General features: G+C 33.2%; 14 protein-coding genes. 8 read left to right on the top strand and 6 right to left on the bottom strand.

The features are described 5' to 3' along the window. Positions 1–58: 58 nt before the first annotated feature. A complete protein-coding gene (locus EIG86_RS03155; RefSeq protein ID WP_127844695.1) occupies positions 59–1,330 on the bottom strand; it encodes a tetratricopeptide repeat protein in 1,272 nt (423 codons plus the stop codon). Between the two features lie 50 nt (positions 1,331–1,380). Next, positions 1,381–3,921 carry a DNA gyrase subunit A gene (gene gyrA / locus EIG86_RS03150; RefSeq protein WP_127844694.1) on the bottom strand — a complete coding sequence of 847 codons (2,541 nt, stop codon included), beginning with the start codon at positions 3,919–3,921 and terminating at the stop codon, positions 1,381–1,383. A 212-nt stretch (positions 3,922–4,133) separates the two neighbouring features. On the opposite strand from gyrA, the gene EIG86_RS03145 reads away from it, so the two are divergent. From EIG86_RS03145 to EIG86_RS03120, 6 genes are all read left to right on the top strand, one after another. Continuing rightward, complete coding sequence (locus EIG86_RS03145; RefSeq protein WP_127844693.1) at positions 4,134–6,680, top strand: ATP-dependent Clp protease ATP-binding subunit; 2,547 nt, start codon at positions 4,134–4,136, stop codon at positions 6,678–6,680. 153 nt (positions 6,681–6,833) lie between these two features. Then, positions 6,834–7,430: a DUF2490 domain-containing protein gene (locus tag EIG86_RS03140; protein ID WP_240032168.1), complete on the top strand. Its 597-nt coding sequence runs from the start codon at positions 6,834–6,836 to the stop codon at positions 7,428–7,430. A 222-nt stretch (positions 7,431–7,652) separates the two neighbouring features. Further along, complete coding sequence (locus EIG86_RS03135) at positions 7,653–7,952, top strand: phosphoribosylpyrophosphate synthetase (protein WP_127844691.1); 300 nt, start codon at positions 7,653–7,655, stop codon at positions 7,950–7,952. A gap of 17 nt (positions 7,953–7,969) precedes the next feature. Beyond that, on the top strand, positions 7,970–8,458 hold the full coding sequence (locus EIG86_RS03130) for a Dps family protein (protein WP_127844690.1): 489 nt from the start codon (positions 7,970–7,972) through the stop codon (positions 8,456–8,458). A 42-nt stretch (positions 8,459–8,500) separates the two neighbouring features. Beyond that, positions 8,501–8,989, top strand: a complete 489-nt coding sequence (locus tag EIG86_RS03125) for a Dps family protein (RefSeq protein WP_127844689.1) — start codon at positions 8,501–8,503, stop codon at positions 8,987–8,989. Continuing rightward, positions 8,982–9,914 (top strand): mechanosensitive ion channel family protein, encoded by a 933-nt coding sequence (locus EIG86_RS03120; protein WP_192901702.1) that lies wholly within the window; start codon positions 8,982–8,984, stop codon positions 9,912–9,914. Before EIG86_RS03125 ends, EIG86_RS03120 begins: the two co-directional genes overlap by 8 nt. 132 nt (positions 9,915–10,046) lie before the next feature. Here the strand turns inward: EIG86_RS03120 and EIG86_RS03115 are convergent, their stop codons facing one another. Beyond that, positions 10,047–11,264: an Nramp family divalent metal transporter gene (locus EIG86_RS03115; protein ID WP_240032167.1), complete on the bottom strand. Its 1,218-nt coding sequence runs from the start codon at positions 11,262–11,264 to the stop codon at positions 10,047–10,049. After that, positions 11,261–12,379, bottom strand: coding sequence for a DUF2891 domain-containing protein (locus tag EIG86_RS03110; protein WP_127844688.1), 1,119 nt, complete (start codon positions 12,377–12,379; stop codon positions 11,261–11,263). Before EIG86_RS03110 ends, EIG86_RS03115 begins: the two co-directional genes overlap by 4 nt. A 350-nt stretch (positions 12,380–12,729) precedes the next feature. Between EIG86_RS03110 and EIG86_RS03105 the strand changes: the two genes are divergently transcribed. Both EIG86_RS03105 and EIG86_RS03100 read left to right on the top strand, forming a co-directional pair. Continuing rightward, a complete protein-coding gene (locus EIG86_RS03105; protein ID WP_127844687.1) occupies positions 12,730–13,134 on the top strand; it encodes a hypothetical protein in 405 nt (134 codons plus the stop codon). Between the two features lie 208 nt (positions 13,135–13,342). Then, positions 13,343–13,867 (top strand): hypothetical protein, encoded by a 525-nt coding sequence (locus EIG86_RS03100; RefSeq protein WP_127844686.1) that lies wholly within the window; start codon positions 13,343–13,345, stop codon positions 13,865–13,867. Between the two features lie 14 nt (positions 13,868–13,881). Here the strand turns inward: EIG86_RS03100 and EIG86_RS03095 are convergent, their stop codons facing one another. Continuing rightward, positions 13,882–14,556, bottom strand: coding sequence for a hypothetical protein (locus EIG86_RS03095; protein WP_127844685.1), 675 nt, complete (start codon positions 14,554–14,556; stop codon positions 13,882–13,884). A 326-nt stretch (positions 14,557–14,882) separates the two neighbouring features. Next, positions 14,883–16,202, bottom strand: coding sequence for a serine hydrolase domain-containing protein (locus tag EIG86_RS03090; protein WP_127844684.1), 1,320 nt, complete (start codon positions 16,200–16,202; stop codon positions 14,883–14,885). Between the last annotated feature and the right edge of the window lie 3 nt (positions 16,203–16,205).

The raw sequence follows: 16,205 nt of genomic DNA, 5'->3' as shown, positions 1-16,205 counted from the left end.
ATCAAAAAAGCCTGTTGAAAATTTTCAACAGGCTTTTTTGATTCAATAAAAACAAACATTATTCGTTTTTCAACTTATCAATTTTTGCTTTAGTCGCTTTTGCTTTATCGTCTTTACCTAATTGATAATAAATACTTAGCATAGTTTGTAAAGCTCCCATATTATCTGGATCTAGTTCTGAAGCTTTTTCTAGAAAAGGTAAGGCTTCAACATAATATTTTTTCTTTTCCTCACTCAGTTTTTGATATTTTTTATTGTCAGCTGGTGATGTACCAAGTTTATTCATTTCTTCAACAATTTCTCTTTCCTTAGCAAGTATAATACTAGCCATATTGACATAAGCGTCCGTCATTTTAGGATCAAGTTCTATTGCTTTTTTATAATATTTTTTTGCGCTTTCAATATCTCCTAATTGTTCTGATGATACTCCTAAATTATAGTACAAAGAAGGATTATCTGGAGCCAACTCTACTATTTTTTTCATCAGTTCATCGTATTTGTCAATTTTACCTAAACGGTAGTATAAATCTGCTTCTGCCTGCATCAAATCAATATCCTCTGGATTTTCTTCTTTAGCTTTCTCAATAGCCTGAAGCGCTTTTTCAGGTTCATCTTGTTGAATGTAAATTAAAGTGATATTCTTTGCGATTTCACCAGTTAATGCAGGTGTTTTTTTATTGTCAGGTTTTATGTAATCATCAGATTTTAACGCAATATCTCTCATTTCCTTACTTTGAAAGATTTCTTCTTTGCCAGTTGCTTTATCAACTGCAGTATATTGCACTGATGAACCATCGAAATTTAACTCCAATAATTTTTTATAGTGTTTTAAAGCTTTATCGTAAATTTGACCATTTACAGCTGCGGAAGCTGCGTAGTAAAGCATCATTGTATCTTTTTTATTCATTTCATATGCTTTATACAACAATTCTTCAGCAGTAGTAAACTCTTCTTCTTCTTGCTTACTGATAGCAACTTCTATCATCCCACGTCTAATTTCTGTAAGACCTTGATTAGCTTCTTCATTATCAGGATCGGTATCTAAAACTTTATTAAATGCATTTATAGAAGTATTCACATCTTCCATAAAATCCGTAGGTGATGCTTTGGCTTTAAGACCAAAAGCTTTCCCTTTTGCCAAATAATATTTTTCTTGCCATTTCTCATTTTCTTCTAAAATTCCAGCGGCTTTGGCTTCATTCAATAAACTAATTGCTTCAGAAAAATCATTATCCTCTAAAGCGCGGTCAGCTTTTCTTACTTCGCCTTTTTGAGAAAAGGCTATGCTAGACAGACCTAATAATGCTATTACTAAAATTGACTTTCTCATGATATCTCTTATTTCTTTTTTTGTTGTTTGTTAAATATAATAATTAAAAATTAATCTTCGTTTTCGATTTCTGTTTCTTCTCCAGAAATCTCTGGATTCTCATCATTCAATTCTGAATCTTGTTCATCTTCGTCCTCATTAAGAATTTTGGCCACAGCAGCAATTTCTTCTCCGCCTTTTAATGAAATCAATCTCACACCTTGCGTAGATCTTCCCATGGTGCGAATATCTGAAACTGACATTCTAATAGCGACGCCAGATTTTTTGATAATCATCAAATCGTCTTCATCTCGGACGGTTTTCATAGCAACAAGCTGACCAGTTTTCTCTGAAATCATGATGGTTTTGACACCTTTACCACCACGATTTGTAATTCTATAAACAGCTTCGCCATCTTCATCATCAATAAAAGTGCGTTTGCCATAACCTTTTTCAGAAACCACCAAAACAGTTTCGTCTTGTGGATTTTTCACACAAATCATACCAATTACTTCATCTTGGTCATTAGCCAATCGGATGCCTCGCACTCCAGCTGCGCCACGACCCATAGGGCGAATGTGTTTTTCTTCGAATCTTAAGGCTTTTCCACTTCTTAGTCCAAGCATAACCTGACTTTCGCCATCGGTAAGAACTGCAGAAAGTAGTTCGTCATCTTCTTTAATAGAAATGGCATTTATTCCATTGACTCTTGGACGAGAATATTGTTCTAAAACCGTTTTCTTTACTTGTCCTTTTTTGGTCGCCATCAGTACATAATGGTTATTGATATAATCTTCATCAGATAAGTTCTCCACTAAAATAAAAGCGTTGATTCTGTCATCCGGTTCAAGATTCATCAAGTTTTGAATGGCGCGTCCTTTAGAAGTTTTACTTCCTTCTGGAATTTCAAATACCCGTTTCCAGAAGCATTTACCTTTTTGAGTAAAGAATAAGATATATTGATGATTTGTTCCTGAGAAAATATATTCTAAGAAATCTTCATCTCTTGTGTTAGATGCTTTCTGACCAACTCCTCCTCTATTTTGAGTTTTGTATTCTTTTAACGGCGTTCTTTTGATGTAACCTGCATGAGAAATTGTTAGCACAACGCTTTCATTTGGAATCATATCTTCCATACTGAAATCGCCTCCGGCATAATTTATTTCAGAACGGCGTTCATCACCATATTTTTCTTTGATTTCTAACAATTCGTCTTTGATGATTTGCATTCTACGATCTTCATCTGACAAAATGTCTTTTAAATCTTCTATGGTTTTCATCAATTCGTCGTACTCAGAGCGTAATTTATCCTGTTCAAGTCCTGTTAATTGACGCAGTCGCATTTCAACAATGGCTTTTGCCTGAATTTCAGATAAATCGAATCTTTCTATCAATTTACTTCTAGCTTCATCGGCATTCTCAGAAGCTCTAATTAGTGCTATAACTTCATCAATATTATCAGAAGCGATAATTAATCCTTCTAAAATATGAGCACGTTCTTCAGCTTTTCTCAACAAATATTTGGTTCGCCTTATAACAACATCATGCCTATGCTCAACAAAATTTGAAATCAAATCTTTTAGATTAAGCATCTGCGGACGCCCCTTAACTAATGCAATATTATTGACACTAAAAGTAGATTGAAGCGCAGAATGTTTGAATAAAGTATTCAAAACTACATTTGGTAAAGCATCTTTTTTCAGAAAGTAAACAATGCGCATTCCGCTTCTGTCAGATTCGTCGCGTATAAGTGAAATCCCTTCGATTTTTTTATCATTGACTAAATCTGCAGTTTTCTTAATCATATCAGCTTTGTTGACTTGATATGGTATTTCTGTAACTACAATGCACTCTTTTCCATTGACTTCTTCAATATGCGATTTTGCACGCATAACTACTCTACCACGACCAGTTTTGAAAGCTTCTTTTACGCCTTCGTGACCATAAATAATGCCTCCTGTAGGGAAATCTGGTGCTTTGATGTGTTCCATCAACTCATCGATTTCAATATCTCGATTATCTATGTATGCGGAAACGCCATCAACGACTTCGGTTAAATTATGTGGTGGCATGTTCGTTGCCATACCTACGGCTATACCGCTACCACCATTGACTAATAAGTTAGGAACACGAGTTGGTAAGACAGTAGGCTCCTCTAAAGTATCGTCGAAGTTTAAGCTAAAATCTACGGTTTCCTTATCAATATCAGAGAGTAATTCCTCACTGATTTTCTTCATTCTTGCTTCAGTATAACGCATTGCAGCTGGACTATCGCCATCTACAGAACCAAAGTTACCTTGACCATCAACGAGTTGGTAACGCATGCTCCACTCTTGAGCCATTCTCACCATTGCATCGTATACTGAGGTATCACCATGAGGATGATATTTACCCAATACTTCACCAACAATTCTTGCTGATTTTTTATGAGCTTTATTTGAAAAAACACCGAGTTCCTGCATCCCGAACAAAACCCGTCTATGGACAGGTTTCAGACCGTCTCGAACATCTGGAAGCGCTCTGGAAACAATCACAGACATCGAATAATCGATGTAGGCTGTTTTCATTTCATCTTCAATATTTATAGGTATAAGCTGTTCACCGTTCGCCATTGAATTATTTTTAAATTAATATCTTCGCTAAAATACGATATTTGGAATCGAATTGGAGCAAATATACAAAACCTATTAAATCCTTAAAGCTTTAAAAACTCGATTTACTTTTATTTTTTTCAGAGATTTAATAAGATTTTCACTATTGAAATGGCATATATCGATAATTAGGTATTATTTTTGAAATGATGTCTAAATAAATAATAAAGACTATGGATGATAATTTTTCACCGAAGGTAAAAGAAGTAATTGCGTTTAGTAAAGAAGAAGCCCTAAGATTGGGACACGATTTTATTGGAACCGAGCATTTGATGCTTGGATTGTTGCGCGATGGAAGCGGAAAAGCAATTAATATTCTTGATGCCATGGACGTCGATTTGGAATTACTACGTCGAAAAGTTGAAATTCTAAACCCTTCTGACCATACAAATACAAATATTTCTCAAGATAAGAAAAATTTACACCTAACAAGACAAGCTGAAAGAGCTTTGAAAACGACTTTTCTTGAAGCAAAATTATTTCAAAGTTCATCAATAAATACTGCGCATTTATTGCTGTGTATTCTTAGAAATGAAAACGATCCTACAACTAAGTTACTGAACAAACTTAAAGTCGACTACGATAACGTGAAAGAAGAATTCAAAGCAATGATAGCCCAAGATGGTGATTATTTAGATATTCCTACAGATTCTTATCAAGACGACACACCTCCTAGCGGTGGTTCTGAAAGAGAATCCTTAGGTAGTAATAGCGGTTCACAAAATAAATCTTCAAAAAAATCCAAAACTCCAGTTTTAGACAATTTTGGTCGTGACCTAACAGAAATGGCTGAAGATGGTAAATTAGATCCTGTCGTAGGAAGAGAAAAAGAAATAGAAAGGGTTTCTCAAATTTTGAGCCGAAGAAAGAAAAATAATCCCTTATTGATAGGTGAACCAGGTGTTGGTAAAAGTGCCATTGCTGAAGGTCTAGCTTTGAGAATTGTGAAACGAAAAGTTTCAAGAATTTTATACGATAAAAGATTAGTGACTTTAGATTTGGCTAGTTTAGTTGCTGGCACAAAATATCGTGGACAGTTTGAAGAACGTATGAAAGCTGTTATGAATGAACTTGAAAAAAACGATGACATTATTTTATTCATCGACGAAATTCACACGATTGTTGGTGCTGGTGGTGCTACAGGAAGTTTAGATGCCAGCAATATGTTCAAACCTGCTTTGGCTCGTGGAGAAATTCAATGTATTGGTGCCACAACTTTGGATGAATACAGACAACATATTGAAAAAGATGGTGCTTTAGAACGTAGATTTCAAAAAATTATCGTTGAGCCGACTTCAATTGAAGAAACTGTTGAAATTCTAAACAACATCAAACCAAAGTACGAAGATCATCATAATGTTTTGTATACAGAAGCAGCCATAAAATCTTGTGTCTCTTTAACCAATCGGTATATGACAGACCGATTTTTACCAGATAAAGCAATTGATGCTTTAGATGAAGCTGGAAGTCGTGTTCATATTACAAATATAAAAGTTCCTAAAAAAATTCTGGATCTTGAAAATGAACTTGAAAAAATTCGAGAAGAAAAAAATTCTGTCGTCAAAAAACAGAAATATGAAGAAGCTGCCAAGTTAAGAGACGATGAAAAACGTGTTGAGCAAAATCTTCAAATAGCTCAAGAAGAATGGGAAAAAGATTCTAAAGAAAATAAAGAAACAGTTACCGAAGAGCACATTGCAGATGTCGTTTCTATGATGACTGGAATACCAGTTCAAAGAATCGCTAAAACCGAAAGTAATAAGTTAGCAGAATTGCCAAACGTTATAAAAAGTAAAGTCATAGGTCAAAATGAGGCTGTTGCAAAGGTTGTGAAAGCAATCCAAAGAAACAGAGCTGGTTTGAAAGATCCGAATAGACCAATTGGTTCATTTATTTTCTTAGGACAAACTGGTGTTGGAAAAACTCAATTAGCAAAAGTTTTAGCTAGAGAATTGTTCGATAATGATGATGCGCTTATTCGATTAGATATGAGTGAGTACATGGAGAAATTTGCTGTATCTAGATTAATTGGTGCGCCTCCAGGATATATTGGTTACGAAGAAGGAGGACAATTGACGGAAAAAGTAAGACGTAAACCTTACGCTGTAATTCTTTTGGATGAAGTTGAAAAAGCGCATCCTGATGTCTTCAACATGCTGCTTCAAGTTTTGGACGACGGACATTTGACAGATAGTTTGGGAAGAAAAGTAGATTTCAGAAACACTATAATTATTATGACCTCTAATGTCGGTGCTAGAAAGCTAAAAGATTTTGGTACAGGTGTAGGTTTTGGAACGCAATCGCAAAAACAACAAGAAGATGAAAATACGCGTAAAGTTATAGAAGGTGCTTTGAAAAAAGCTTTTGCTCCAGAGTTCTTAAATCGTATAGATGATGTTGTGATTTTTAATGCTTTAGAAAAAGAGGATATTAAAAAAATAATTAACATTGAACTTGAAAAACTTTATCAAAGAATTGAAGAAGTTGGATATGACTTTAGTTTAAGCGACGCTGCTAAAGATTTCATTGCAGAAAAAGGTTTTGACAAACAATACGGCGCAAGACCTTTGAATAGAGCTATTCAAAAGTATATTGAAGATGCTTTAGCAGAAAAAATTATCAATTCTTCTGTTTCTGAAGGTGATCGTCTATTTATGGATTACGACAAAGATAAAGATGAATTACATATTCAAATTCGCGATGCGGTGAATAAAGATTAATTCAAATATTTTATATTTCATAAAGCCTCCTTTCTATACTGGAGGCTTTCATTTTTTAGCTCTATGAGAAAACTTATTATAGTTACAATTTGTATTTTTTTGACTCATAATTTTTATTGTCAAACGGTAAGTAGCAAAACTGGAAATTGGTATATGTACAATTATTTATACCAGCCTAATGATTCAAATTTTGGAATTCAAGGTGATGTTCAGTCTAGAAATTATAATCTTCTGGGTGATTTTGAACAACTTATGCTTCGAAGTGGTTTGACTTATTCACCAGAAAAATCAAATATTATTTTTACTTTAGGTTACGCTTATATTCCTACCGAAAGTTATTCAGAGCCTACAAGTTATTCTAAAGAAAATCGAATTTACCAAGAAGCTTTAATTCCGCAAAGTATTTTCGAAAAAGTACAACTTACACATCGCTTTCGTTACGAACAGCGATTTGTAGAAGGCAATGATTTCAACACAAGATTTCGGTATAATCTATTTGTAAATATTCCTGTTTTCAGTTCGGATTTTTCACCAAAATCTACCTATTTGGCGCTTTATAATGAAATTTTCATCAATGGCAGTAAGAATTCAGCTAACAATCAAAATGATTTCTTTGACAGAAATCGTGCTTATGCAGCTTTGGGTTATATAATTTCAGAAAAATTGAAAGTTCAATTTGGCTATATGAGGCAGATTTCTAATAGTTTGAATAAAGGTCAACTTCAAATAAGTTTACACCATAATATATGAAAATAACAAAAACTACTTGGATATACGTTATTGCTGGACTAATTACAGTATATGGTATTGTGACAAGGCAATTTTTATTTTTGCTTTTCACATTTCCCTTAGGAATATTTTATTACACGAAAGATAACAATAAAAAAAACGAATAGTTAAATAATAATTAAACGTTTTAATTACTTTGCTCTGTTCTTCTAAAAAGTTTAAATTTAAACAAAAACATTAACAATGGCGCAAAATCAAACACTCTCTCAAAGAATGAATAGTCTAAGAGACAAAGGTTATACCGAAGACTTCAATCTTGTGGATGATCAAATAGAACATAAATCTAAAAGTACCAAATACAAAATTGAAGATTTTGAAGTAGATGAAGTTTATAGATTTGAAGGGATGTCCAATCCTGCAGACAATTCTATTTTGTTTGCTATTTCTACTAAAGATGGTAGTAAAGGTATGCTTGTAGATGGTTACGGCATCACTAGTGGTCAAGTTTCGAAAGAAATGATGAACAAACTTAACTTAAAATAAAAATTAAAAATACACATATGAATTATTTAAATTTAGATCAAAATAAAACTAAAAACACTGTCAAAGAAATGAATGTTTTATTGGCAGATTATCAATTATACTATCAAAAATTAAGAAACTATCACTGGAATATAGTTGGTCAGAATTTCTTTGATTTGCATGAACAGTTTGAAGAAATGTATGACGATGCAAAGTTGAAAATTGACGAAATTGCTGAACGTATTTTAACTTTAAGATTCCAGCCAGAAAGCAATCTTTCCGAATATTTAAAAATCACAAATCTGAAAGAATCTAGTTCTGATGTATCTGACCGTGACATGGTTTCAAATCTGTTGGACGACCACGGAACAATTATAAAACAAATGCGTAAGGTTGTTGAAGTTGCAGATGAAAATAATGATGAAGGAACCATAGATTTGATTGGCGCATACATCAGAGAACTTGAAAAAACAAGCTGGATGCTAGATGCTTGGATTATGAAAATTGGTGATAAAAGAAACGCATAAATTTGAATTAAATATTGTTTAATTATTAAAATTAATAGTAAAATGAGTTATTTAAATCTAGATAATGACAAAACAAAATCAACAGTCAAAGAGCTAAATGTTTTGCTTGCTGACTACCATTTATATTATCAAAAACTTAGAAACTACCATTGGAATATTATTGGACAAAATTTCTTTGATTTACATATTCAGTTTGAAGAAATGTATGACGATGCTAAGGTAAAGATTGATGAAATTGCTGAACGCATACTAACTTTAAGATTCCAACCAGAAAGTAATTTTACTGATTATTTAAATAAATCCAATTTAAAAGAGTCAAGTTCTGATGTCTCAGATCGTGAGATGGTCAGTAACCTTTTGAGTGACCATGGTGAAATTATAAAACAAATGCGTAAAGTAGTTGACTCCGCAGATAAAAATGAAGATGAAGGTACTATCGATATGATTGGTGCTTATATTAGAGAATTAGAAAAAACAAGTTGGATGTTAGATGCTTGGATTATGAAACTAGAAGACAAGCAACATGCTTAGTTTTTTAACCATAAAAGATGAACACATGGTTGATCAAGCTAAAAATGCTTGGACAAATTTAACTGACAAATTGTACGATTGGGTAGATTCATTAATTATGAATTTACCCAATTTTATAATTGCGGTGTTGGTTTTTATATTGTTTTTGATTATTGCTAAATATTCAAGCAGAATAGTTAATAAACTATTTCAAAAAAGCAGCGCTCAAGACTCTATAAGAACGATCTCTGTAAAAGTCTATAAAGCAGTTATCATATTATTAGGGATGTTTTTATCCTTAGGAATTTTGAATCTCAATACTGTTCTTACTTCTATTTTAGGTGCAGCTGGGGTTGTTGGATTAGCCGTAGGTTTTGCACTTCAGGGCACACTGCATAATACTTTTGCAGGTGTTATTATTAGTTTCATACCAAAATTACAAATTGGGGATTGGATAGAGACAAACGACTTCAGTGGTTTTGTAATTGACATCAATTTAAGAAGCGTGATTATACAAACTGCTGATCAAAATTTGGTAGTTATCCCAAACTCAAAAATAGTTGATGCTCCATTTAAAAATTTCAGTAGAACTCCAAGAGGTCGCGTTTTTCTGGAATGCGGTGTTGGTTATGAAAGTGATTTGGAATCTGTCCAAAAAATCACAGAAAAAGCAATCAAAGACGCCTTTCCACAGAGAAACGGAGAAGGCATTCAGTTTTTTTACACAGAATTCGGGAATAGTTCTATAAATTACCTTGTTAGATTTTGGTCAGATGTTGCTAATCAAGCCGATGTTTATATGGCGCAACATAAAGCTGTTTTAGCAATAAAATCTGCTTATAATGAGCATGATATTAACATACCATTTCCAATTAGAACTTTGGATTTTGGGAAAAATAAATTCCGCTCCGAAACTTTGGATGTTAGAAATATTCAAGATTCCTAAATTTTATATTTTTATAAGAAATTAAACTTAAAGCACTGTTTTTTGTCTACACTTAATCAAAAACAAAACGTATTCATCAATGATATCTTAATTTGAATAGAAATTATGTATTTATTTAGAATTAAGTATTAATTACTGAAAGACCAAAAACAAACTTTTCAATCCCAGAAAGAAACAGAAAGCGATGATAATCACAGCGAAAATATTCTGAAGTTTAGAATTCCTGAATCGCCCCATAATTTTGGTATTACTCAAAATCAAAAACAGAAACAAGGCAACGAATGGCAATAAAATTGCATTGCTGATTTGCGCCAATTCAATCAAGCGAATCGGATTCAGATTGAAGGAGGCAAAAATTACCCCTAAAAGCAAAATTAAACGCCAGACCCAAGGAAAATAAAGTTTGCTTTTGTCTGAAGTCCAGCCTAAACAGGCTTTCAAAACATAAGCAGCAGCCAAAGCAGCGGTAATTGTAGAGGTGATTCCAGCAGCAAAAAAACCAAATCCCAATAAATATTTAGCATAAGTGCCGTAAATGGGCGCTAAGGTTTTTGCCAAATCCAAAATAGAATTCAATTCATTTTGTTCTATGGTGGCAGCTGTAATAACCACACACACAGACACCAGTCCGCCCAAACCAACGCCAATAATCGTATCCCAACGTGCGAATTTCAAACTTTCAGCATCTTTCCATTTTTCTTGAACAATGGAGGAATGTAGAAATAAATTGTACGGCACAATGGTCGTTCCAATAATGGCTAAAATAGTCCACAGTGACTCTCTAGGGAAATCTGGAATAGTCAAACCTTTTACTATATTGACTAAATCTGGTTTGGTTATCAAAGCTGTTCCTACAAAGGAAAGGCTCATTAAAATCACCAAACTGATCAGAATTTTTTCAATGTATTTGTAGGTGTTCAAATTCAAAATAAAAAAACAAATTGTACCCAGAATGACTGGCATATAGTTGAAACTGAAATCGTTAAAACTGAGTCGGGTTTCGCCAGTAATTACAGAAATTCCCATAACTGCGCCGCTTATATTTCCAGCTTCGTAAGCAGAATTTCCCAAAACAATAGCCAAAATGACAAGTGTGATGAGTGAAAATTTTAAGACTGGATTTTGAAAATAATTGCGCATTGCCGTGGCTAAATTCTGACGTAAAACCAAGCCTAATCTAGCAGACATTTCCTGCAAAAGTATGGTTGCCAAAATGGAAAATAGCAACGCCCAGAGTAAATTATAGCCAAATTTCAATCCTGCTAAAGTGCAAATTGTTATGGTTCCCGGTCCAATAAAAGCAGCGGCTACCAAAGTTCCTGGGCCTATGTTTTTGAAAATCGATTTCACATTTCTGTTCTTTGATCCAAAGCATACAAAGCGAAAGTTCCTAACCAATGCGCGCCTTCGTAAGAATCGCCAATCAAGTTAGGGTAAGCTTTAACAAAATGCGCATCGCCGAGATTTTTCAAATGCTTCAGTTTAGGAGATGTTTCAGAAAGTTGGTACAAATTCCAAGCACGACTAAAATTTAAACCATCCAGATGTACCAGTTTTCCATCTTCGCGGTCACCCACTTCTGCCAATTCCATATTGAAATCAGAATTGTAGATTCCAGGTAAAAATTGGTTCAACCATGTTTCAAATTCTTGTTTTGGTAAAATTTTTGACATCAACCTTGCTTCTTCCAAACAAGGCGACAGAAAATCATAGCCGCTTGGCTCCCATTTCAACGGACAATTTTCATCTTTCAAATAGAAATCTTTAGCGCGCTGTTTTATACTATTTAGAAGTTCTGTTTTATTGAAAGCCAAAGCATAATCGTAAGTTAGATTCAATGCGAATGCCGTATTAGGATGTTCGCCCACTCGAATTGGATAAACGAGTTTTGGCAGGAATGTTTTCATTTTTTCCTCCAAAAGTTCAGTCAACGGCATTAGGTTTTCTAAAAGTTGTGGCGCGGCTTCGTCTTCCCAATTTTTGAGTGCAGTGCTTAACTGAAACAACCACGCCCAGCCATAGGTGCGCTCAAAAGTAGTATTGTGTTCGGTTTTGAAAAAAGCGATTTCACGCTGAATATTTCCTTCAGACAAATGTTGTTTCAGTATAGTTTTGGCATCTTTAGCTTCTGGCAAATTCGGATATTTCTGAAGCAATTTCACCAAAGCCCAATGCCCATGAACTGAAGAATGCCAATCGAAACAGCCGTAAAATGCAGGTCGCAAATCTTTGGGTCTTGCCAAATCGGCTTCACTGCCCAAAACTTGACCAAGTTTGTTAGGGAATTCCTGTGTTACGCAATCTAACGGCAAACTCAATAAAGCTTGCGCATCGGATTGGGTAAATTCAGGAAAGTCTATATTTTTTGGAGGTTCGGACGTTTCTTCGGTATTTTCTGAAGTTGAATTTTTAGGATCTTGACAGGCAAATAAGACAATGACAAGGGAGAAAATTACATATTTCATTTTGAAAATTTTAATAGCACTCGACTAAAATAGCAATTTCAAAATCTAAATAGAGAATTGAGGGAGATTAAATCGAATACTTTAAAAATATAAAAATCCTATATTTATACCTGATAAACCACTCTTTAAAGGTTAAGTTGCATTTATAGGTTGAATAAGAGTAACCTATTAAAAATATATACTTTAATATATATTTAACTTTATTTTAAGAAAAACCAAGGATTTAATAAATAGTTTTGATAACACATAATATCTGCAGAAACTATTATGACTTGAAAAAGATCTCTTTCACTATTAGATCTTCTGAACAAAGTGTTCAGTTTAACTTTTTTTAATTAAATTTTTTAAATATGAAAAGATGTATTTTTATTTTAGCCTTAGTAATGAGTTCAACAGTTGCTTTTGGAGCTGATTCATTAAAGAACGTAGACATTGCAGAACCTGTTAATACGGGTATAACAATTCGTATAGATGGCAATTTTAACATTGGTGATTGTAATATATCATATGAAGCTGATGTTACTTTAACGGCAACTATGCCTCCTGAAATTACTGCTATCTCAGGTACAGCAACTTTAGGAGAAGGCTGCATAGGAGAAGGAACAGAAATTTCTGTAGAATTTGAAGCTAATGCGGAAGTAAATTCAAATGGTCAAATAACTTATCTAAACACTTTTTCTAGAAATGAATTTGTGGCCTCAAATCAATTTGCTGAAGGCTTAAGGAATGACCTTAACAGACAAAGAATTTTTTAAACAAAAATTTTTAACCTATATACTAATAGGAAGAATGCTTTTTTGCATTCTTCCTTAATTTTAACTCAATTAATTTAAAAAAGTTATGCTAAAATCCAATTATTTATCAATATTGATAATCGTATTGAGCATTAATTTTGTTCATGCTCAGACAAACAATAACAACATTTTCACCTATGAAAGTAAGAGCTTGGATGGGTTAAATCTAATGGAAAGTGTTTTATATGATAATATAAATTACCATTTTTTTTCGAATCAGAGTGTTGCTTACTTAGTCGAATTTATAATAACACCTCCCGAAAAACTTAAATTAAACTTCAACCCAACTGGGAAAAAAGAAGATGTTTGTTTAGATTATGAAAAAAGTGCATTTTATAAATTTTTAGATGTTGATACATCTTATGTATTAAAGGATCTTCATTTTAAAAAAATAGACACGTCAAAAACTATAATTCGTGGCTATAAGACAAGTAAATATGTATCAAAGGATGGCAGTATTACAGTATATAGTACAAAAGATTTGCCTTGGCAGGTGCAACCCTGTGTAATTACTCAAGACTTATTTAATGGTGGAATTGTGAAATTAGTAAACAATAATTCAAAATTCGCCTTAGAGCTATCAAACTACGAGACCCAAGACAATTTGACCGATGATCAGAAAAATAAAATAGATAAAATTCAAAACAAACAATCTGAAAACAAAGTCGCCATCATTCCACCAATGATGGAATGAAAAATATAATTTGGTTAAGTTTTAAGGTGGTTTTTATACTGAATAAGGCGTTTACGATTGGCTTTCAAATCTGAAATTTTAGCTTCAAAACTTTTGATATTGCTGAATTTTGGAGCAACCAATTTGCCTTTCGACAAGTAATTGCACGCCAAAATATTGAAAAAGTTGAATACCAAAATCACACTTTGGGTGATTTGTCTTGGTTTCAATTCAAAACCCAATTTTTCAGCTGTTCTTGCATTCAGAATGTGACTGGTACCACAGATTTTCAATTGCTCATCATTTTCATACTCATCTATGATATTTATCAAACCTTCTAAAAATGATTTCAAAATAAATTGCGTTCGCTGCTTACCACTCTGTTTACGATTCAGCATAAAATAATAAACAAACAAGCTACTGCCATGAATATTAACGATATTGTTTTTTGGTTGTTCTGCCAGCAACATTTCAGAAAAATAATGCAGTTTACCTTTCTTGACCATGCCTGGCACATCGATAAACGGTGCTAAAATTGTAAGGCTTACAAAGAAACTAAATGCAACAATAGCAAATAAATTCAATATATAAGCCAAAACAGCAAAAGGCAAATTGAACAGCAAAATAATGCCAATCAGTTTGCCATAAAACTTAAGTTTTTGGGATTTTGATTTTTGGTAAAACGGGTGATTTTTAGGTGGAGAGTTCATTCATTTTTAATTCTGCAGATTTGATTCTATATTTCTGTAGCGTTTATCATTAACACGAAATTGAAAAAAAGCTTTCAGAATTCCAAGAAAAACATTGATACCAAACACCTAAACAACTTGGTTTTCCCAACCCGAGAACAAATGAAACTGATGATCTTTAAATTCAAAAAATAGTTTAAACAATGTAAATGGCAATGCCCAATATAAAATGCTTTCTTTAAAATAGTACAGTTTCGGACGCTTATGATATTTTTCCCAATAGGTCGAAAATTTCAAATCTTGTTGATGTTTCGATAAATGTGACATTCAATTTTAAAATAAAAAAATTAATCTTTTGTAAAAGTAAACTCTCCACCGCCTTGTTTGAGAATCATACTTTGAGTTTCGGGTTTGAACTCTAAAACTACATCGGCTTGTTTGAATTCAAATTTATGCTCTGCGGTAGCTTCAAGGGGAAATGCAGACTGGCCAGTGGCTTGTGCAACTAAGGTTTCATTATTCATTGATATTGTAATATTCAAAGGAAATTCGACGGAAGAATACACGCCTAAATAACGCTCTAAATCTTCTAAGCCAACTTCATAAGTAGTAAATTCAGGAATTTCGTAAGGCTTATCAAACACAGCACTCAATACAGCTATAGAAATATTATTGTTATTGTAATTTGTTCCATTTGAAGTCAAAGCATAAGATATATTTCCATCTGAAAAATAAGAAAATACACTGCTAAATCCATCGATACCGCCAGTGTGTCCATAACCAGTTTTATCATAAAATGGTATTTGAACCAGTCCAAGTCCAAATTGATTTTCTACTGTTTTCATTAACTCCAAACTATTGTCGCTAATAAGTTTTCCAGTAAATAATGCATCGCTAAATTTCACCAAATCAATCGGTGTAGATACAATTCCGCCAGCACCTAAAGGAATAGACATGTCAGTTTCGTTTTCTACCGTCCAAGTGTTCATATAGGTGTAGGATTTGCTTTCCTTATCTGCAGTATTAATCTTTTCTCCCAGATAAGTATTGTCCAATCCGATAGGTTCAGTAATTTGATTATTTAGCAATTCACCATATGAAGTTTTAAATAACTTCTGCAGAATAAATGACAATAAAATGTAATTGGAATTGCTGTATTGTGCACGACTGTTTGGTTCAAAATCACTGCCGCCTTCAGCAATTAAGCTCAGCATTTCCGATTCTGTTTTTGGTCGAGTGTGCCAAGACAAATAGTCTTGATCTGCCGTAAAATTATGAATTCCACTACGGTGGTTGAGCAAGTATTTAATTGTTATTTCATCTGAATTTTCAATACTAGGATAAAATTCATCTAAAGTCTGACTCAAATCTAACTTGTCTTGTTCTACAGCTTTCAAAACCAAGACAGCTGTAAAAGTTTTGGAAATTGAGCCTATTCTATACTTTGTATTTTCATCGGCTTCAGTTTTGTTTTCAAAATCAGCAAAACCAACAGACTTTGTATAGATTATTTCACCGTTTTCGGAAACGGCAACGCTTCCCATAAATTTATTATTAGTTTCAAGTACATCGAAATAATTGTCCAATTTAGTTTTGTCAAAGTTTTGAGCATAAGTAAATTGACTTACAATTCCGATCAGTATTGTAATTATAAATAACTTTTTCATTCG

This window comes from Psychroflexus aestuariivivens (assembly GCF_004010055.1).
Taxonomy (GTDB): domain Bacteria; phylum Bacteroidota; class Bacteroidia; order Flavobacteriales; family Flavobacteriaceae; genus Psychroflexus; species Psychroflexus aestuariivivens.
The sequence above is the reverse complement of the archived record's forward strand: the minus strand, read 5'-3'. Positions and strand labels throughout refer to the sequence as shown.

Bases quoted from the DNA above. Each gene is read 5' to 3' on its own strand.
- EIG86_RS03155 (WP_127844695.1), bottom strand. From the start codon at position 1,330: ATGAGAAAGTCAATTTTAGTAATAGCATTATTAGGTCTGTCTAGCATA.
- gyrA (WP_127844694.1), bottom strand. From the start codon at position 3,921: ATGGCGAACGGTGAACAGCTTATACCTATAAATATTGAAGATGAAATG.
- EIG86_RS03145 (WP_127844693.1), top strand. From the start codon at position 4,134: ATGGATGATAATTTTTCACCGAAGGTAAAAGAAGTAATTGCGTTTAGT.
- EIG86_RS03140 (WP_240032168.1), top strand. From the start codon at position 6,834: ATGTACAATTATTTATACCAGCCTAATGATTCAAATTTTGGAATTCAA.
- EIG86_RS03135 (WP_127844691.1), top strand. From the start codon at position 7,653: ATGGCGCAAAATCAAACACTCTCTCAAAGAATGAATAGTCTAAGAGAC.
- EIG86_RS03130 (WP_127844690.1), top strand. From the start codon at position 7,970: ATGAATTATTTAAATTTAGATCAAAATAAAACTAAAAACACTGTCAAA.
- EIG86_RS03125 (WP_127844689.1), top strand. From the start codon at position 8,501: ATGAGTTATTTAAATCTAGATAATGACAAAACAAAATCAACAGTCAAA.
- EIG86_RS03120 (WP_192901702.1), top strand. From the start codon at position 8,982: ATGCTTAGTTTTTTAACCATAAAAGATGAACACATGGTTGATCAAGCT.
- EIG86_RS03110 (WP_127844688.1), bottom strand. From the start codon at position 12,379: ATGAAATATGTAATTTTCTCCCTTGTCATTGTCTTATTTGCCTGTCAA.
- EIG86_RS03105 (WP_127844687.1), top strand. From the start codon at position 12,730: ATGAAAAGATGTATTTTTATTTTAGCCTTAGTAATGAGTTCAACAGTT.
- EIG86_RS03100 (WP_127844686.1), top strand. From the start codon at position 13,343: ATGGAAAGTGTTTTATATGATAATATAAATTACCATTTTTTTTCGAAT.
- EIG86_RS03095 (WP_127844685.1), bottom strand. From the start codon at position 14,556: ATGAACTCTCCACCTAAAAATCACCCGTTTTACCAAAAATCAAAATCC.
- EIG86_RS03090 (WP_127844684.1), bottom strand. From the start codon at position 16,202: ATGAAAAAGTTATTTATAATTACAATACTGATCGGAATTGTAAGTCAA.